Here is an 18,034-nt window from a genome sequence, read left to right on the forward strand (position 1 = left end):
ATGATGGCCCAGAGGCGCGTGGTTCTGATAGCGGGTCCGACTGCCAGCGGCAAGTCGGCGCTGGCAATCGCGCGCGCCCAGACGGGTGGCGGCGTGATTATCAACGCCGATTCAATGCAGGTTTATAACACGCTTCGTGTTGTGACAGCGCGTCCATCTGTTGAAGACGAAGCGCAGGCCGAGCACCATCTCTATGGCGTTGTGCCTGTCGCTAAACGGTTCTCAACCGGCGAATATATCCGAAAAGTTAATGCGTTGATTCAAGAGGTCGATCCAGCGCGTGAGCTGATCTTTGTCGGCGGCACAGGACTTTACTTCGATGCGCTGACGAAGGGATTCGCAGACATCCCAGAAGTGCCTCAAGCCGTTATGATTTCGGTTGAAGAAGAGATTGCCGATTTTGACGAGGCTGAGCGTATGGCGCTGCTCGCGGCGGAAGATCCCATCACCGCATCTCGGCTCAAGGTTGCTGACCCTCAGCGTGTGGTTCGGGCGCTCTCGGTCAAGCGGGCAACGGGCAGGGCGCTGTCGTCTTATCAAGACGAGCCGCAGGCTGGAATTTTGGCTGACGCCGATATTGAGCGCTTTGTTATGTGGCCCGAACGCGAGGTGCTGCGCGAGCGTATCGCCCATCGCTTTGACCATATGTTCGACAATGGCGCTGTGGAGGAGGTGAAGGCGGTGTTGGCGCAAAACCTCGACCCGATGCTGCCTGCCATGAAGGCAATTGGCGTACCGGAAATTGCGGCTTGGCTGAAAGGGGAAATGGATGAGGAGGAGGCGATCCGTCTCGCCACGACTGCCACCCATCAATATGCCAAGCGGCAGCGAACGTGGTTCCGCAACCGCATGGCTGATTGGCCAAGACTGGGCCTTGGAGGAACCCCGCTTTAGGCGGGGTTCAGTGTTTTGAGCAGTCCGAGGCGTTCGCGATAGGCAAATCGCCCGACCAGCAGCACAGCCACGAAGGCGAGGCCGACAGCAAGACCGAGCCACACGCCCAAGCCTTCCATGCCGAAGGTGAAGCCCAAGACATAGCTGGTCGGTAGCCCGATGAACCAATAGCCAAAGATGGCGATCCACATGGGCACCTTCGCGTCGCTCAGGCCGCGCAGCGAATAGGCTGCCGTAACCTGAGCGCCATCGACCAGTTGGAACAGGCCCGACACTGCGATGAAGGTCACAGCAAGATTGATCGCATGGGCGTTGGACTCGAGCGTCGGATCCAAAAACACCCCGGCAATCTGTCGACCCGCGAGCAGGAACAGGGCGCAGGAGAACACCATGAAGCCGGTTCCGAGGATAAAGGACGCCCAGCCGGCGCGCCGAATGCCTTCCTTGTCGCCGCGACCATAGGCCAAGCCAACGCGGACAGTTGCGGCATATCCCAAGCCCAGAGGTACCATGAAAGCGGTCGACGAGCATTGTAACGCGACGGCGTGGGCTGCAATCGCGTCTGTGCCGAATTGGCCAATGAGCACCGCCGCGGCGGTGAATAGCCCGACTTCCGCCAGTGTCGTCATGCCCATAGGCACGCCAATGCGGAAGATTTCCTTGAGGTGTCCCCAGTCCGCCTTCCAGAAGCGCACGAGGATGTTGAAGCGCTTAAGTTTGCGGTGACGCAACACATAGGTCAGCATCATGGCGAACATCGCCAAGTTCGCCACGAGCGAGGCAACGCCAGCGCCACGAATGCCCATTTCCGGCAAACCAAAATTGCCGAAGATGAGGCTGTATGCGATCAGCCCATTAATGAGCACGCCGAAGATGGTGATGATCAGAATGGGACGGGTGATGCCGGTCGCTGACAAAAACGAGCGCAGCACCATAATGCCGAGCGCCGGAAACAGGGAAAACGCCAGAATATTGATGTAGCTCTGGCCATGCGCGAGCGTGTCGAGGTCTTGGCCCAGATGCTGATAAATGTTCTGAAACTGTAAGATCAGCGGCACAAGCACCGCGCAAATCATGAGGGCCGCCCAGAACCCTTGGCGCACGACACGGCGCACTGCCTTGATGTCCCGCTGCCCACGCGCTTGTGCAACAAGCGCTGATACAGCTGCGACGATCCCGGTGCCGAGCAGCATGAAAGGGGTATAGAACGTTGAGGCCAGCGTTGCCGCTGCCAGATCGGACGGGCCGAGCCAGCCGACCATGACGACGTTTGTTGTTTGCAGGGCGTTTTGAGCAAGCTGAGCAATAACCAGCGGCCAAGCGAGAGAAAAACTCTCGATAAATTCCCGCCCCCAGGCGCCACGCGAAGCACGCTCTGGCATTGGCGCGACCATCTCACTCATATTCAATACTCTCTTAGAGAGTGATCCTCTAGACCATTCGCTGGCGCTATAAAAGGGCGGCTAAGGAGTTGGACATGATTGTGTTGCATCGAGGCCTGCTTGTCGTTGCGGGTTTGCTTGGGGCGAGCGGCGTCGCTGCTGCGGCTGCATCCTCCCATATGGTGGACTCGCGCAATCTTTCTGCCATCGCGGCGGTCTTTCTCTCCCATGGCCCTGCGTTGTTGGCGGTTGGCCTCTTTGGTCGGTCTCGTTCCTTCGCCGTTTCGGGGGCAGTTCTGGCGCTCGGGACGCTGATTTTTGGCGCGGATTTGGCGTTGCGTGAGTTTCTCAGTGCACCACTTTTTGCAGGTGCAGCACCAATTGGCGGTGGGCTTATGATTTTGGGATGGCTTGGATTTGCCCTAAGTGGCGCGGGCCTCGCTAAATTAAATAAATAATTTGGGCGGAATTCTGGAACCATTCACGGATGTCGCGCATTTTGGACGCGGAAGTTATCGTGGAGGATATTCCATGCTTAAGATTTTGGTGGTCGCAGTTGCGGCTCTCTCGCTCACCGCATGTACTGCTAGCCAGCAGGGTGCAACCGTTGGCGGCGTCGGTGGCGCGGTCGTAGGGTCGGCAATCACCGGCGGCAGTGCAGCTGGTGCTATCGTTGGTGCTGGTATCGGCGCGATCGCTGGTGCGGCTGCTGGCGATGCTCTGCAAAGCCGTAACTATAACGGAAATCCAAATCAGTGCGTGTACCGCAACCCACGCACAGGTGTGCAGTACGTAGCGGCTTGTCCGCGCGGCTAACACCGTCTCTAGATGCCGTAGCGCCCCCTGCGGCGTACGCCCTTTTGGGCGTAAGACACCCGGTCGGCCCCCCGGCCGGGTGTCTTTCACTTACAGTGAGTTCTGCCTTGAAAATTGTTCAGTCTACGTAGATAATCGGTACTAACGTGCCACTCGACTTGCGCTAACTGAACGACCGGGCTTCCGGAAACTAGGCTACCTCCTGATCTGGTGAAAATGTACGTTCTGACAACTTGCTGTCAGGCTCACCCAACGCTGCGCGAGCAGCATCTACGACCTCGAGGTCTTGCTATGTCTACTATTACGGGCACCGTGAAGTTCTTTAACACCACTAAGGGCTACGGTTTTATTTCGCCTGAGAACGGCGAAAAAGACGCGTTTGTGCATATTTCTGCATTGCAGCGCTCGGGCCTACAGAGCCTGAACGAAGGCGACAAGGTCACCTTCGAACTCGAAACCGGCCGTGACGGCAAGGTTTCCGCAGCAAACGTTGCACTGGCACGCTAATCGAGCTTTTCGGCTCGTTATAACGAATTTTGATTGGGCCCTTCGGGGCCCTTTCTGTTTGTGGTGTGGACACAAGCGGCGTAGCTGTGCCAAGGAGCGACCAACCTATTTTATCCAAAGGGTCGTGACCTTGCGCGAATTGCTTAAGCATTGGAGCCCCGCCGTCGAAACGCCAGATGCGTTGCGTCAGGCCGGAGCTCTGCCATATTCGATCATCGACGGGCGCATGGCTTTCCTGCTGATCACCTCGCGCCGCAGCGGCAAGTGGATCTTTCCAAAGGGTGCTATTGAGCCTGGCTATACTGCTTGGGACAGCGCTGCGAGCGAGGCTGCTGAAGAGGCGGGTGTTGTCGGCACAATCTCGCAGGACGTTATTGGCAGCTACCGCGCCAGCACCGGCGGGGAAGGGGCGACTTTAGTGAATGTCGATCTCTACCCACTTCTCGTCACCGAGCAGCTCGAGAGCTGGCGTGAGCAAGGGCAGCGTCTACGCCACTGGGCGACGCTGACAGAAGCCAAGCGTCTTTTGGCCGATCGCTCATTGGCGCGTCTCGCCGTGAAGTTTCACACGGCTTATCTCGGCAAGTAAGCGATCCCTTTCGAATTAGAGAAAAGGCCCGGAACCATGAGGTTTCGGGCCTTTTTGTTTGGCTAATGCTGTTGCTGATTAGCGAATGATCAGGCTCAGCACGTAATAGAGCACGCCCGACAAAACGGCCGATGCGGGGACGGTCACGACCCAGGCCGCCGCGATCGAGTAAACGTGCTGACGACGGACCAGCAGACGCCCTTCAGACTTACGCGCATTGGCAAGTGCCTCTTCCGGGGTGGCATTGAGCTGGGATGGGTCAACGAACTTAGCGTTAACCGGAACTGCCGAGCCTTCCATATCGCGGCGCGAGAAATACTCACGCAGGAACCCGACGCCGAACACTGCACCCACAGCGATGTGCGTTGAGGAAACCGGCATGCCGAGTGCTGAAGCGACGAGTACGGTCACAGCCGCCGACAGCGCCGCACAGAATGCGCGGATTTCGTTGAGCTTGGTGATCTGCTCGCCAACAGTACGGATGAGGCGGGGGCCAAACAGCGCGAGGCCTAGTGAAATCCCGATTGCGCCAATGGCTAGGACCCAGAATGGCAAGCTGATGCCACCTGCGTCAGCCCCGCCGCTCTCGATGGCGCTGACGATAGCGGCCATTGGACCGATTGCGTTGGCAACGTCGTTTGCGCCGTGCGCGAAGGACAGCAGCGCGGCCGAGATTACCAGCGGAATGCGGAACAACGTCGCTACATGCTTTTTGCGGTTTTCAAGGTTCATCGACTGCTTGCGCACGATTGGCATGGAAACAATCCAACCAAGTGCGGTGAACACGAAGAACAGCGTCACGACGATCGGCAGTTCAGGCTTCCAAATGCGGCTCATGCCCTTGGTCGCCAGATAAATGGCGAAGACGCCTGTCATCAGTGCGACAAGGATTGGTACCCAAACGCGCGCCGCTGAAATCTTGTCGAGGCGATTGGTGATCGTCTTCATGATCAACCACAAAAGGCCTGCTGCGCACAGCCCGCCCATGACTGGCGAAATCACCCAGCTGGTGGCGATAGCGCCAATCATGCCCCAGTTGACGACGCCAAAGCCTGCGGCAGCAATGCCGGAGCCTACGACGCCACCAACAACGGCGTGAGTGGTCGAAACTGGCGCGCCAATATAGGTCGCCAGGTTCACCCACAGCGCGGAGGCCAGCAGGGCAGACATCATCACGGTAATAAAGGTCTTCGACTCGAAGTCCGGTGCGATCAGCAGATCGCGCGCTACTGTGTTGACCACGTCGCCGCCAGCGAGCAGAGCGCCAGCCGCTTCGAAGATTGCCGCGATTACGAGAGCACCGCCCATGGTAATGGCACGGGCACCGACAGCTGGGCCCATGTTATTGGCGACGTCATTGGCGCCAACGTTTAGCGCCATATAGCCTGCGATACAGGCCGATATGACGACGATATATGTGCCTGGCGAGCCGCCCATCGCGTAGCTGGCCCAAACTGCGGCCAGCAGAAGGAAGACCAAGGCGATGCCCGGCGCTGCGAGCGAGCGGGTTAAATTGAAGGTTGCCGTTTCCATTCCGGAAACACGCTGCAAGTCTTTGTCGAGCGCGCTTTTACTCATGTCACCAAAAGGTCATAATCTGTGTTGTGCCGCCTTTAGCACTTTGGAGGCGTCCTGCCATTAAAAAAGCCTGTGTGGCAGGCTGAGGCGATCTCAGCTGGTGATTTGCATGCGGCATTTTGGGTTGACTCAGGACTCACAATCACTTTATCAATGCGCAACGAATTTTCAGGAGAGGTCCCATGCGGGCGCTCATTCTCGTAGTGGTTAGCAGGCGCATCGGCACCGTGGGGTAAAACCCCGCGCGATTGCGGATGCGCCGAACACAAGGTCCCAAACGGGGCCTTTTTTATTGCCTTTTTTCCGCCGCGCGGGGAGAGGCGGAGAACGACGGATTTCCCTCCGGGGGAGAATTAGGAAGGGCTGAATGATGGCCGAAAAAATGACCGGCGCTGAAATGGTGATCCAAGCGCTCACCGATCAGGGCGTTGAACATATCTTCGGATATCCCGGTGGCGCTGCGCTGCCAATTTATGATGCGATGTTCCAGCAGGACTTCGTCCAGCACATTCTGGTGCGCCACGAACAGGGTGCGACCCACATGGCCGAAGGCTATGCACGTTCGACTGGCAAGCCGGGCGTTGTGCTCGTGACGTCGGGCCCGGGCGCGACCAATGCGGTGACCGGCCTCACCGACGCTCTTCTCGATTCCATTCCGCTCGTTTGCATCACCGCGCAGGTGCCAACGACCCTAATCGGGACCGACGGCTTCCAGGAATGCGATACGGTCGGCATCACCCGTTCGTGCACCAAGCACAATTACCTCGTAAAGAACGTGGCGGACCTGCCACGCATCCTGCACGAGGCCTTCCACGTCGCCACCACTGGCCGTCCGGGTCCGGTTGTCATCGATATTCCGAAGGACATTCAGTTCGCGGTTGGCGATTACTATCGTCCAGAGCCGAGCACGCTGCGCGCCAAGTCGTACCGTCCGCAGATGGATGGCGACCTCAAGGCTATCGAAGCGGCTGTCGATATGATGCTCAAGGCTGAGCGTCCGATCTTCTACACCGGTGGCGGCATCATCAACTCGGGTCCGGAAGCCTCCGAATCCCTGCGCGAGCTGGCCGAACTCACTGGCTTCCCAGTCACCTCGACCCTGATGGGTCTGGGCGCGTTCCCGGCTTCCAACAAGCAGTGGCTGGGCATGCTGGGCATGCACGGTTCTTACGAAGCGAACTTGGCGATGCATGACTGTGACGTCATGATCAACATCGGCGCACGCTTTGACGACCGTATCACCGGCCGCGTCGATGCATTCTCGCCAAACAGCCGCAAGATCCACGTTGATATCGACCCTGCATCGATCAACAAGATCATCCGCGTCGATATTCCAATCGTTGGCGATTGTAACCGCGTGCTGGCGGAAATGATCCGCATCTGGCGTTCCAAGACCAATCAGCCTCGCACTGAAGCGATTGCGCCTTGGTGGAGCCAGATTGAAAAGTGGCGCGCCGTTGGTTCGTTCAAATTCAAGAACTCCGACACCGTCATCAAGCCGCAATGGGCTATCCAGCGCTTGTATGAAGCGACCAAGAACCAGTCCAAGGAAGTCTACATCACCACCGAAGTGGGCCAGCACCAGATGTGGGCTGCGCAGCACTTCCACTTCGATAAGCCAAACCACTGGATGACCTCGGGTGGTCTGGGCACCATGGGCTATGGCCTGCCGGCTGCTGTTGGTGTGCAGGTTGCGCATGAAGATGCGCTGGTGATCGATATCGCCGGCGAAGCGTCCGTTCAGATGACCATGCAGGAAATCTCGACGGCGGTTCAGTATCGTCTGCCGATCAAGATCTTCATCCTCAACAACGAGCGCATGGGCATGGTCCGCCAGTGGCAGGATCTGCTGCACGGCTCGCGCTATGCGCATTCCTATTCGGAATCGCTGCCGGACTTCGTCAAGCTTGCTGAAGCTTATGGCGCTAAGGGTATTCGCTGCGAAAACCCAGCCGAGCTCGACGCGGCAATCGCGGAAATGCTCGACTATGACGGCCCAGTTATCTTCGACGTGATCGTCGAGAAGGACGAGAACTGCCTGCCGATGATCCCATCGGGCAAGCCGCACAATGAAATCATCCTGCCTGATACCGCTGACATCGGCGACATCATCGACGAGAAGGGACGCCAGCTGGTTTAAGCCAGCTGCGGAGAGAAACAAAAATGAACGCACATCTCCAGCCCACTGGTTCCGCCTATTTCATGGCTCCAGAAACCCAGCAGAACGAACGCCACACGCTTTCGGTTTTGGTCGACAATGAGCCCGGTATCCTCGCCCGTGTCGTGAGCCTCTTCTCGGCGCGCGGCTACAATATCGAGAGCCTGACCGTCAGTGAGACCGAACACGACAGTCGACTTAGTCGCATCACTGTTGTTGTCATCGCCACGCCAAAGGTTCTGATCCAGATCAAGAGCCAGCTTGAGCGTCTCGTGCCGGTCCACAAGGTCCACGACCTCTCGGCAGAAGGCGCTTTCGTTGAGCGTGAATTGGCGCTGATAAAGGTTCGTGGTTCGGGCGATCATCGCGCTGAAACGCTGCGTCTTGCTGATGCCTTCCGTGCGCACATCATCGACTCGACCGTCGAGAGCTTCGTTTTCGAAGTCACCGGCAAGCCAGAAAAGATCGATAGCTTTATCGCTCTGATGGCGCCGCTTGGTCTCGTCGAAGTGGTCCGCACCGGTCTGGCTGCGATCAGCCGCGGTCCTGAAAGCATGTAATGCCCAATCATCCGGCGCGGTGTTCGCTCATCGCGCCGGGTGTTTTTTAGTCTGCGTCTAACGGCCTAGCGCTTCAGTATTGCTCCTCGGTGGGGCAGGGCGTAAGCAGAAGCTATCTGCTGTAAGGATATCCGTCCGTGACTCTGCTGTCCGTCAATCTCAACGCCGTCGCCCAACTCCGCAATCGCCGCGATCTGCCGTGGCCGAGTGTGACCGGCATGGCGCGCGTGGTTTTGGACGCGGGCGCTGCGGGCATCACCATTCATCCCCGTCCCGACGAACGCCATATTCGGCGTACGGACGTGTTCGCTTTGGCTGAGCTTTTGGCCTTGGAGTATCCCGATGTTGAATACAACATCGAGGGCTATCCCAGCGAAGATTTCATCACCCTGATCGAAACCATCAATCCCCATCAAGTGACGCTGGTGCCTGACGATCCGAGCCAGGCGACTTCTGACCACGGTTGGGATTTTGTCGGTCAGGCCGACATTCTCAATGCGGTCATTCCACGCCTCCGTGGTGCTCAAGGTCGACGTATCTCGCTGTTTTGCGATCCAGATGCAGGGGCTGACGGCGTTGCTGCTGCCAAGGCGGTTGGTGCCGATCGTATCGAGCTGTTCACCGGCCCATATGGTGCTTGCTATGACAACCGGGCTGCCGCGCAGCGCGAACTCGTGGCGCTGGCTGATACCTGCGCCGCTGCCCTTGCCATTGGTTTGGGTGTCAATGCCGGGCATGATCTGACCCTTGAAAACCTGCCCGCTTTCCAAGAACAGGTGAGAGGCGTCGCAGAGGCTTCCATTGGCCACGGCATCACCGCAGATGCACTCCTCTATGGCTTTGCTGAAGCCACCCGCCGCTACTGCGCGGTCCTCGCAGGCTGAAGACTGTTCGATAAAACAGAACACTGCGTTTTAATTATGCTGAAAATGGACGGATTATCGTGATCCGTCCATTTTCTGTTCTAAAAGCCTAGGATTTTCCGATACTTACATCGGTGTTACCTAGTGAGACATCTGTATCTGGGAACATAATAGTGCCCACTTGTGAACGGACGAGACAGGCACATATATCGCCTCAGTTACGTTTTGTTACCAAGGAGGGCACTCAGATGTCCAAGCTCAAGATTGGCGTTATTATTTCGACCACTCGTCCGACCCGCTTCGGTCACGTCCCTGCCCAGTGGATTGCTGACAAGGCCAACGAACGCCCTGAAATCGCAGCTGAAATCGTAGACCTGCGCGACTATGACCTGCCATTCTTTGACGAAGCTGCGTCCACTGCCTGGATGCCTTCGCAGAACGCAAATGCGCAGAAGTGGCAGAAGAAAATTGCTGAACTCGACGGCTACATCTTCGTAACCGCTGAATACAACCGTTCGATCTCTGGCGCTCTCAAGAACGCAATTGATCAGGCCTATGTCGAGTGGAACAAGAAGGCTTTTGGCGCTTTCGGTTACGGTGGTGTTGGTGGCGCACGCGCTATCGAGCACCTGCGGAACATCGGTGTTGAGCTGCAGATGGTTTCGACTCGCTCGGCAGTTCACCTTGCTGGCGCTGAATTTGCCTCGGTTCACCCAGGCTTTGGCGGCACCAAGTCGCTGAACGACATCGAAGGTGCAATCGGTGGCGCGGCCAAGGACATGCTCGATCAGCTGATCTGGTGGGCCTCTGCTACAAAGCAGGCTCGCGAAGCAGACGCTGCAACTGCAATCGCTGCTGAGTAAATCACTCACGCTCAGAGACAATTCTTGTCTTGGAAGGTCGCTCGCAAATCGAGCGGCCTTTTTTTCTTGTTGAACCAAGCATCGCGCCGGGCATTGATAGTTTATGGGTGCGGGTGTATAGCGGCGCCCGCCCTGCTACAGCGAGAGCCCTAACGCTCATGACGCATTCGGAAAACACCGCGCCCAGCGTCGGTGATGTGAACGTCCCCCACAGCGATCACAAGTCCAACAATCTACCCATGCTGACCCTCGGGGCGATCGGTGTCGTCTATGGCGATATCGGCACCTCGCCGATCTACGCTTTCCGGCAGGCCATGCACGTGCGCCCGGGCGCTGCGGCAACCAATGTCGAGATCCTTGGTCTGCTCTCGCTGATCGTGTGGGTGCTCGCGCTCACCGTCGCGGTCAAATATGTGTTCTTCGTCACCCGTGCGGACAACAATGGTGAAGGCGGCACGCTCAGCTTGATGGCGCTTGCCCGCAAGACCTTCACCAACCCACCATTCTGGATTACAGCGCTCGGGATTTTGGGCGCGGCCATGTTCTTCGGCGATGCCATTATCACCCCCGCCGTTTCGGTTCTGTCAGCCGTTGAAGGCATTGATCTTGTGGCCCCGGGCATGACGCGCTGGGTGGTGCCAATCACACTGGTCATTATTGTCGGCGTTTTTGCCGTGCAAAAATTTGGCACGGCGAAAGTCGCCATCATTTTTGGCCCCATAACGGCGATCTGGTTCCTCGTTCTCGGTGCCTCGGGCCTCTTCAATATCATGCAGTACCCGGCGATCCTGTGGGCGCTGAACCCGCTGCTCGGCATCGAGTTTCTTGTCACCCACCTCGGCATCGCCTTCGTGGTGATGGGGGCAATCTTTCTTGCCGTGACGGGCGCAGAAGCGCTCTACGTCGATCTGGGGCACTTTGGCCGCAAGCCGATTGTACTGGCTTGGTTTGGCCTCGTCTTTCCGTGCCTGTTGCTGAATTATTTCGGGCAGGGGGCCTATGTGCTGCATACGGGCGTCAACAACGTTGTCAGCCCGTTCTATGAGATGCAGCCTGAATGGGCCCTACTGCCCTTCGTGATCCTCGCCACCTTGGCGACCATCATTGCCTCTCAGGCGGTCATTACCGGCACCTTCAGCCTCACCCAGCAGGCTATCGCTATGAACATGCTGCCGCGCATGCGCGTGCTCCACACGTCGGAGACGCAGAGCGGTCAGATCTACATGCCGCAGATCAACATGTTCCTGATGATCGGCGTGCTGATCCTCGTTGCTGCATTCGGTAGCTCGGCGTCCCTCTCCAATGCTTATGGTATTGCCGTGTCGGGGGTGATGATTGTCACGCTGGCCTTGTTGCTCGTTGTCATGCGCCGCAATTGGAAATGGCCGCTCTGGGCCGTTGCCTCATTTGGCGTGGTCTTTGCTATTATCGACGGCGGGTTCTTTGCCGCGAACGCGTCAAAGCTCTTCCAGGGGGGCTGGTTCCCTGCGGCGGTCGCAGTGTTTGTCGCGCTCTTGATGGGCAGCTGGATGGCCGGTCGTCGCCGTCTGCAAGAAAAGACCCGTCGCGATGAAGTGCCATTGCAGTTCCTCGTCGATAATCTCGCCAAGAAAAAGCCAACGACTGTGCCCGGCACAGCGATCTTCCTCACCAGCGACATCGAGGGCGCGCCGACGGCGCTGCTGCACAGTCTCAAGCACTACAAGGTGCTGCATGAGCAGAACGTCATTCTGACGGTTCGCACCTCGACTTCGCCGCGCGTGCCGGACGATGAAAAGGTCACGATCGACGCTTACAATGCGCTGTTCTTCCGCGTCGTCATCACCTTCGGCTTTATGGAAACGCCGAACCTGCCAAAGGCTCTGGGGCTGGCGCGCAAATTGGGCTGGAAGTTCGACATCATGTCGACCTCCTTCTTCCTCTCGCGTCGTTCCCTCAAAATTGGCAAGTCCACGTCGCTCTTGCACACGTGGCAGGACAAGCTGTTCATTCGCCTGTCGCGCAATGCCAGCGACGCGACCGAATACTTCCACATCCCTTCTGGGCGGGTGGTGGAAATCGGCACACAGGTGCTGTTGTAAAAGAAAAGGGGGCGTGAGCCCCCTTTGTCATTTCCGCACGCCGAGAACCTTATCTCGACTCTGCACCCGCACTGTTTGCACCGGCCAGTTGTCATAAGAACCATCAAGCGCCCGTCGCGCATGGGCGGCCCATTGCGGATCGTCCATGGCCCCACGGGCCAGCGCGATGAAGTCGGCCTCGCCGCGCGCAATGATCTGTTCTGCGGCGTCAACGTCACCCAAGAGGCCCACTGCCATGGTCAGAATATCGCCTTCGGCCTTCACCTGCTGGGCGAACTTGACCTGATAATTCGCTTCGGGCTTGATCCGACCCTGCGCAAACCCGCCGCTTGAGCAATCGATCACCTCAACGCCACGCGCTTTGAGCTCGCGTGCCAGCACGACGCTATCCTCAATTGTCCAGCCGCCTTCCGCATTGTCGCTCGCGGAGATGCGCGCCATCAGCGGCTTGCTGGCAGGCCACACCGCCCGCACCGCTTCGGTCACTTCCAAAACCAGTCGCATCCGGTTTTCGCGGCTGCCGCCATATTCGTCGGTACGATGGTTGGCGAGTGGCGAGAGGAATTGGTTGAGCAGATAGCCGTGTGCGGCGTGGATTTCGACGGTATCGAAACCCGCCTTGTCGGCGCGGATTGCAGCGTCTGCAAACCCGTCAATGACACGCTGAATACCGGCAGCGTCCAGTGCTGTTGGCACCTGATAGTCGTCGTCATTGGGGTCGTGGCTTTCAGCACTCGGCGCCACTGGTACCCAGTGTTCATAGCCCACGGCCTTGCGCTGTTCTTCCGTTTGAAGCTCATCCGCTCCGCGCCATTCGACCGATGTCGAGGCCTTGCGCCCCGCATGGGCCAGCTGAATGCCTGCGGCGGTGCCGTGCGTGTGCAGGAAATCGACAATGCGGGCGAGGGGAGCGATGTGCTCGTCTTTCCAGAGCCCCATGTCCGCATAGGAAATGCGTCCCTCGGGCACAACGCCCGTGGCCTCCACAATCACCAGACCAAAACCACCAATGGCGAAGCGCCCCAGATGAACGAAATGCCAATCATTGGCGAAGCCGTCGATGGAGGAATACATGCACATGGGCGCAACCACAGTCCGGTTGCGCAGAGTCACGTCACGGAGCGTGATGGGGGAGAATAACTCAGACATTGGTTCATCCGCTTAGGGTGGGGCGGTGACCATGCCCTGATATTGCTCCATCGGCAAGTGCCGATGGAAGCAAGATGTTTCAACCCACGCCGCCTGAGCGGAAAGACTTAGTGGCTTGGATTATACTGACGATAATCCTGCACGGCCTTCGCGTCGGCGACACGGCGGGCGATGGCTTGTGCCAGTTCGCAATCGGCACCGGGGGCAAGCCCCTTCACCTTACGAAAATAGTCGCCCATCGCGTCGGGTGTGAAGTTGATATTGTCGACGACCTTGCGGAGCGTGCGGTGGAACACATTATCCTCGAGAGAGTCGGGTGTGTGCCAAGTATCGCGGTTCAAATATTCATCGAATACGTCGTACATGAGGGCCTGTACTAGTCATGTTTCTTTACGCCTGCGCGTGCGGAAAGACTGCAATGCGAGACGTCAAAAGTTCTAAAACAATTTCGTGTCGTGCAAACAAGTAAGCAGTCTGGGCGCGCTGGACCATTGGCATAGCGCGCCGCAGCCTCTTGGTAAACGCTTCTATCGTAGGGCCTGACTTGAGCCAGGCGCATTGCTCCTTAAAGGCTGATGCGGAAGACCCGCGCCAAGCGCCAGGTCAGCAGAATGCCAAGGCACATGAAGACGAGGAAGACCCAGCCCGACAAGGACCCAGCCTGAATGCCAGAGAGCAAAACGCCCACGGTGCAACCAAGCGCCGTCATCGAGCCCCAGCCCAGCAGCAGGCCGCCGACAAGACCACGGGTAACGTCAGAGCCTTTTAGGCGACGCGGCTGGAACTGACCGGCGATAAACGAGGTGATAAAGCTCCCTCCGATAATCCCCAGAACAAAGAGGCCGTTGTTGGAGAGCAGCGTTTCTTTGATGATGGTGGCGCAGCCGCGCAGCGTGTCCAAGCCAAAGAGACTCGACGGCACAATGCCTCCCGCAGTGCCTGCGGTACGCGCCAGCGAGCCGAGTTCGGCGGTCACGCCCAGCGGCGCAACGCGCAAATAGGCGAGGGTGGAGATAATGCCCACCAGCGTGCCGGAAATGATCGCGGGCCAGCGCTTAAAGAACAGGTTCCTAACCCCGGTTTCCAGCGTCAGCGCTGGCTCCGCTTCCGTTGCTTGCGGCTTGGCCCACAGCAGCGCACCAATCGCCAGTGCGCCGAGCAAAACCAGCGTCAGCGTCAGCCCACCAGCATAGCCAAGGTGGTGCGGGATCCAGCCGATAAAGGCATTGGTGGTCACAGCGAGGAAAAGACTGTTCCAAGTGAGGAAGCCAATGCCGAAACCAAAGAAAGCGCCGATGATGGCGAAGGGCGAAATGACGGAGCCTTCAGAAAGGCGATAGAAATGCGCCGAAAGGCATGAGCCAGAGATGGCCATGCCGATGCCGAAGACGGTCGAGGCAATGGCAAGGGTAATGCTAACCGGGCCGATATGGGCGGTCGGGGGTAAGCGCTCCAGCGCCGGTGTCGGCAGCCAAGCGCCAAAAATGGTGGTGTAGCCAATCGCGCCAACGGCCAATGCCACCAGAATGGCAATGATGCCCCCTGCCTGCCGCTTCTCGATGAGATCGCGGAAGTTGCAGAGGAAGCAAAAGCGGCTGCGCTGCAGCACAATGCCGAAGGCCGTGCCGAGCACCAGTGACAAAGCGAGGGGGCGGCTTTCGACGCCCGCACTGTTGAGAGAAACGAAACCCCAGATCAGCACCGTCGCTGCAATCAGCGGCACGAGATAGCGAGATGGCGACAAAGTCATAAGAATGCCCCGGAAAAGTCAGTGGCGGGCGCCGAAGCGTCCGCCATGTCAGATCGTCAAAGCTAGTTCAGCTCTGGTTTAGATGCGGCCCCAAACGGTGCCCGATGGGTTGTCGATCGGAACGCCAACCGAGTTGCCATATTCGGTCCAAGACCCGTCGTAATTCTTCACTTCGTAGCCAAGGATACGCGAGAGAACGAACCAGGTGTGGCTCGAACGTTCGCCAATGCGGCAGTAGGTGATGATCGGCTTTGAGCCGTCGATGCCGATAGCCGCGAAAGCTGCCTTGAGGTCTTCGGTCGACTTGAAGCGACCGTCTTCCTGCACAGCGCCGCCCCATGGGAAGTTCACGGCACCAGGGATGTGACCGGCGCGGACGGAGAGTTCCTGCACGCCTTCTGGAGCGAAAATCTCACCCGAGAATTCCTTGGGACCGCGAATGTCGACCAGCGACACGTCGGCACCACCTTCGACAACCTCGAGAACGTCAACGAGGCGCGCGCGGATCGGAGCCGCTTCTTCTGGCAGGTCGATGGTCGAAGCTGCGTATTCTGGAGTTGCGGTGTCGAGCGGCAGGCCCTGTGCTTCCCAGTACTTACGGCCGCCATCGAGCAGCTTTACGTCGTGGATGCCGTGGATATCAAACACCCAAGCGCCCCAAGCTGCGAACCAGTTGTTGTTGTCGCCATAGAGAACAACAGTGGTGTCTTCGGTCACGCCGGCCTGCTGGAGGATCGCTTCCAGGCCTTCGCTCGAAACGATGTCGCGACGAACGGTGTCGACGAGATCTGTGTGCCACGACAGGTTCAACGCACCCGGAATATGGCCGCGCTCATAAACGCCAGTATCAACGCTGACTTCAAAGATGCGCACGTTGGGATTGCTGATATTTTCTTGAACCCACTCAGCAGTGACCAGCGGGCTGGCGTCGTCTGCGAGGGCGGGAGTGGCAACCAATGCAACACTGACTGCTGCGGTGGTCAGTAGTCGGGAAAATTTTGTCATTCTCTCGTCCTGATGAGCTCGGCGTATCTGCCGCGTTGACCCAATCATGGCCTTTTCGGGGCATAATTTTCAAAGCACAGGGGTCTAAAAGCGTGTTCAGGAGAATAAAATTCCGCTCAATCGAACGTGAGATGAGAGAATAAAACTCTATTGGACCGATAGTGTCAGAAGGCTCAGAGTTTTCGCGGTCGTCCCGTGCGCGCCAGCAATATGACCGGCAATATCCCTATCGCTACTAATAAAATTGCCGCTAACGAAGCATCTTCATAAGTGCCGCGCGCGGCCTCGCCATAGAGTAGTGTTGCGAGCGTTTCAAAATTGAGCGGTCGCAGCAGCAGCGTGGCTGGCAATTCTTTCATGCAATCAACGAACACCAAAAGTGCCGCCGCGATCAGCGCCGTGCGTGACAGGGGCAGGTGCACTCTGAGCAGCGTGCCAGATGCACTGTGGCCCAAGGTGCGCGCAGCATGATCATAAGAGAGCGGAATGCGCGACAGTCCTGCCTCGATCCCGCCTGTCGAAATCGCGAGGAACCGCGCGCTATAGGCATAGAGGAGTGCCGCGCCTGATCCCAAGAGAAGGAGGCCAGAGGACAGGCCGAAGTTGGCGCGCAAGAAGCCGTCTAGCGTTCTGTCGAAAGCGGCGACAGGCACCAGTATGCCAATGGCGAGAACGGTCCCCGGGACGGCATAGCCCAGCGTCGCGATGCGCGAAAACCCCTGCGTCACAGGCCCGGTGCGGACACGCGCTGCATAGGCCACGCCAAAGCCGAGGGATAGAATAAGCACAGTCGCCAGCGATGAAATCGTCACTGTGTTCACCGTCGCGCGCAATAGGCTTGGCGAGAACCCGGCAAAATCCAACCGCTTGATTGCTGACGAGATCAGATAAATCGCTGGTCCCGCAAAGCCGATGAGGATTGGGGTCAGGCCAAGGCAAAGCGCCAGCACGGCCTGCCAGCCCCTTAGTTTTTGCGCTGGCATGGGGCGAGCCCGTTGCGCATTGCTCGCATAGCGTTGGTTGCGTCTCGCCCAGCGCTCAAGAACCAGCAGCAACAGCACAAGGGTGAGCATGGCGGTGGCGATTTGGGCCGCGCCAGCCAGATCGGTGCGCACAATCCAAGTTGTATAGACCGAAGCCGTCAGCGTGCGGACGCCAAGAAACTGGCTCGCCCCCACATCGTTGAGCACTTCCATAAGCGTTAGCGCTACACCCACAGCGATGGCGGGGCGGGCGAGGGGCAAGGCCACACGCCAAAACACCATGTTACGGCTGACCCCTAAGGTGCGCGACACCTCCACAAGGTTTGCGGCTTGGGTCAGAAACATCGCCCGCGTCGTGAGATAGACATAGGGATAGAGCACGAAGCCAAAGACGAGGATTGCACCCCACATCGAGCGAATATCGGGCAGTCGGAACTGTCGGGGCGAGGAATAGCCCAGGGCCCACCGCATCGTGCCTTGTACCGGCCCGAGCGGGTTTAAAATGTCGAGATAGGCATAGGCCATAATATAGGTCGGAACCGCGAGGGGCAGGAGCAGCGCCCATTCCAGCACGCCGCGGCCCTTAAACTCGTAGGCCGAAACGATCCAAGCCGCGCCCGTGCCCACCATCGTCGCGATAATGCCGGTGCCGAGCAGCAGAACGCCGGTGTTCCAGGCTGATTGGGGCAGCACATTGACCAGCACATGGCCCCACAGATCGCCCGTGTCCGCGCTCGCGGTGAAGACAATGACGAGGATTGGCACAAACACCAAAACCGCGGTGGCAGCAGCCACGGCGGTCCATGCAGAGATTGGGTTTCTGGTGCGCGCTAGAGGCGCGTTGGCCGCCATGGTC

Annotated in this window: 17 protein-coding genes; 10 read left to right on the forward strand and 7 right to left on the reverse strand. The window is 58.3% G+C overall.

The window, feature by feature from the left end; genetic code table 11:
• Complete coding sequence (gene miaA, locus JHC09_RS03980) at positions 1-894, forward strand: tRNA (adenosine(37)-N6)-dimethylallyltransferase MiaA (protein WP_349236461.1); 894 nt, start codon at positions 1-3, stop codon at positions 892-894.
• Here miaA and JHC09_RS03985 read toward each other — a convergent pair.
• A complete protein-coding gene (locus tag JHC09_RS03985; protein ID WP_248308875.1) occupies positions 891-2,297 on the reverse strand; it encodes an MATE family efflux transporter in 1,407 nt (468 codons plus the stop codon). The genes miaA and JHC09_RS03985 overlap by 4 nt on opposite strands.
• 74 nt (positions 2,298-2,371) lie before the next feature.
• Here JHC09_RS03985 and JHC09_RS03990 point away from each other — a divergent pair, with 74 nt between their 5' ends.
• The 4 genes from JHC09_RS03990 (at position 2,372) to JHC09_RS04005 (ending at position 4,188) form a co-directional block, all read left to right on the forward strand.
• Positions 2,372-2,734, forward strand: a complete 363-nt coding sequence (locus JHC09_RS03990; RefSeq protein WP_199530910.1) for a DUF423 domain-containing protein — start codon at positions 2,372-2,374, stop codon at positions 2,732-2,734.
• Positions 2,735-2,807: 73 nt separating this feature from the next.
• Entirely contained in the window at positions 2,808-3,092 is a 285-nt protein-coding gene (locus tag JHC09_RS03995) for a glycine zipper domain-containing protein (RefSeq protein ID WP_169195177.1), read from the forward strand.
• Between the two features lie 291 nt (positions 3,093-3,383).
• Complete coding sequence (locus JHC09_RS04000; protein ID WP_169195178.1) at positions 3,384-3,599, forward strand: cold-shock protein; 216 nt, start codon at positions 3,384-3,386, stop codon at positions 3,597-3,599.
• Positions 3,600-3,729: 130 nt separating this feature from the next.
• Positions 3,730-4,188, forward strand: coding sequence for an NUDIX domain-containing protein (locus JHC09_RS04005; RefSeq protein ID WP_199530911.1), 459 nt, complete (start codon positions 3,730-3,732; stop codon positions 4,186-4,188).
• A 78-nt stretch (positions 4,189-4,266) separates the two neighbouring features.
• Here the strand turns inward: JHC09_RS04005 and JHC09_RS04010 are convergent, their stop codons facing one another.
• Positions 4,267-5,766, reverse strand: a complete 1,500-nt coding sequence (locus JHC09_RS04010) for an inorganic phosphate transporter (protein WP_169195180.1) — start codon at positions 5,764-5,766, stop codon at positions 4,267-4,269.
• A gap of 370 nt (positions 5,767-6,136) precedes the next feature.
• Between JHC09_RS04010 and JHC09_RS04015 the strand changes: the two genes are divergently transcribed.
• From JHC09_RS04015 to JHC09_RS04035, 5 genes are all read left to right on the forward strand, one after another.
• Positions 6,137-7,906, forward strand: coding sequence for an acetolactate synthase 3 large subunit (locus JHC09_RS04015; protein WP_199530989.1), 1,770 nt, complete (start codon positions 6,137-6,139; stop codon positions 7,904-7,906).
• Between the two features lie 23 nt (positions 7,907-7,929).
• On the forward strand, positions 7,930-8,484 hold the full coding sequence (ilvN, locus tag JHC09_RS04020) for an acetolactate synthase small subunit (protein ID WP_169195181.1): 555 nt from the start codon (positions 7,930-7,932) through the stop codon (positions 8,482-8,484).
• A 137-nt stretch (positions 8,485-8,621) separates the two neighbouring features.
• The gene (locus tag JHC09_RS04025) at positions 8,622-9,368 is read left to right on the forward strand and encodes a pyridoxine 5'-phosphate synthase (RefSeq protein WP_199530912.1); all 747 of its coding nucleotides are present in this window, start codon (positions 8,622-8,624) and stop codon (positions 9,366-9,368) included.
• Between the two features lie 227 nt (positions 9,369-9,595).
• Positions 9,596-10,210, forward strand: coding sequence for an NADPH-dependent FMN reductase (locus tag JHC09_RS04030; protein WP_169195183.1), 615 nt, complete (start codon positions 9,596-9,598; stop codon positions 10,208-10,210).
• Between the two features lie 158 nt (positions 10,211-10,368).
• A complete protein-coding gene (locus JHC09_RS04035) occupies positions 10,369-12,291 on the forward strand; it encodes a potassium transporter Kup (protein WP_199530913.1) in 1,923 nt (640 codons plus the stop codon).
• 27 nt (positions 12,292-12,318) lie between these two features.
• Here JHC09_RS04035 and JHC09_RS04040 read toward each other — a convergent pair whose 3' ends face one another.
• The 5 genes from JHC09_RS04040 to JHC09_RS04060 form a co-directional block, all read right to left on the reverse strand.
• The gene (locus JHC09_RS04040; protein WP_199530914.1) at positions 12,319-13,440 is read right to left on the reverse strand and encodes an NADH:flavin oxidoreductase/NADH oxidase; all 1,122 of its coding nucleotides are present in this window, start codon (positions 13,438-13,440) and stop codon (positions 12,319-12,321) included.
• A 107-nt stretch (positions 13,441-13,547) separates the two neighbouring features.
• Positions 13,548-13,805, reverse strand: coding sequence for a hypothetical protein (locus JHC09_RS04045; protein WP_169195186.1), 258 nt, complete (start codon positions 13,803-13,805; stop codon positions 13,548-13,550).
• Positions 13,806-14,005: 200 nt separating this feature from the next.
• Positions 14,006-15,190, reverse strand: a complete 1,185-nt coding sequence (locus tag JHC09_RS04050; protein ID WP_199530915.1) for a YeeE/YedE family protein — start codon at positions 15,188-15,190, stop codon at positions 14,006-14,008.
• 78 nt (positions 15,191-15,268) lie between these two features.
• Positions 15,269-16,195: a sulfurtransferase gene (locus JHC09_RS04055; protein WP_169195188.1), complete on the reverse strand. Its 927-nt coding sequence runs from the start codon at positions 16,193-16,195 to the stop codon at positions 15,269-15,271.
• Between the two features lie 173 nt (positions 16,196-16,368).
• On the reverse strand, positions 16,369-18,030 hold the full coding sequence (locus tag JHC09_RS04060) for an iron ABC transporter permease (protein WP_248308887.1): 1,662 nt from the start codon (positions 18,028-18,030) through the stop codon (positions 16,369-16,371).
• Between the last annotated feature and the right edge of the window lie 4 nt (positions 18,031-18,034).

It is taken from the genome of Devosia sp. MC532 (genome assembly GCF_016461625.1).
Taxonomy (GTDB): Bacteria; Pseudomonadota; Alphaproteobacteria; order Rhizobiales; family Devosiaceae; genus Devosia.

Excerpts from the sequence above, each read along its gene's own strand:
- miaA (WP_349236461.1), top strand. The coding sequence starts at position 1 with ATGATGGCCCAGAGGCGCGTGGTTCTGATAGCGGGTCCGACTGCCAGC.
- JHC09_RS03985 (WP_248308875.1), bottom strand. The coding sequence starts at position 2,297 with ATGAGTGAGATGGTCGCGCCAATGCCAGAGCGTGCTTCGCGTGGCGCC.
- JHC09_RS03990 (WP_199530910.1), top strand. The coding sequence starts at position 2,372 with ATGATTGTGTTGCATCGAGGCCTGCTTGTCGTTGCGGGTTTGCTTGGG.
- JHC09_RS03995 (WP_169195177.1), top strand. The coding sequence starts at position 2,808 with ATGCTTAAGATTTTGGTGGTCGCAGTTGCGGCTCTCTCGCTCACCGCA.
- JHC09_RS04000 (WP_169195178.1), top strand. The coding sequence starts at position 3,384 with ATGTCTACTATTACGGGCACCGTGAAGTTCTTTAACACCACTAAGGGC.
- JHC09_RS04010 (WP_169195180.1), bottom strand. The coding sequence starts at position 5,766 with ATGAGTAAAAGCGCGCTCGACAAAGACTTGCAGCGTGTTTCCGGAATG.
- JHC09_RS04015 (WP_199530989.1), top strand. The coding sequence starts at position 6,137 with ATGGCCGAAAAAATGACCGGCGCTGAAATGGTGATCCAAGCGCTCACC.
- ilvN (WP_169195181.1), top strand. The coding sequence starts at position 7,930 with ATGAACGCACATCTCCAGCCCACTGGTTCCGCCTATTTCATGGCTCCA.
- JHC09_RS04030 (WP_169195183.1), top strand. The coding sequence starts at position 9,596 with ATGTCCAAGCTCAAGATTGGCGTTATTATTTCGACCACTCGTCCGACC.
- JHC09_RS04035 (WP_199530913.1), top strand. The coding sequence starts at position 10,369 with ATGACGCATTCGGAAAACACCGCGCCCAGCGTCGGTGATGTGAACGTC.
- JHC09_RS04040 (WP_199530914.1), bottom strand. The coding sequence starts at position 13,440 with ATGTCTGAGTTATTCTCCCCCATCACGCTCCGTGACGTGACTCTGCGC.
- JHC09_RS04045 (WP_169195186.1), bottom strand. The coding sequence starts at position 13,805 with ATGTACGACGTATTCGATGAATATTTGAACCGCGATACTTGGCACACA.
- JHC09_RS04050 (WP_199530915.1), bottom strand. The coding sequence starts at position 15,190 with ATGACTTTGTCGCCATCTCGCTATCTCGTGCCGCTGATTGCAGCGACG.
- JHC09_RS04055 (WP_169195188.1), bottom strand. The coding sequence starts at position 16,195 with ATGACAAAATTTTCCCGACTACTGACCACCGCAGCAGTCAGTGTTGCA.
- JHC09_RS04060 (WP_248308887.1), bottom strand. The coding sequence starts at position 18,030 with ATGGCGGCCAACGCGCCTCTAGCGCGCACCAGAAACCCAATCTCTGCA.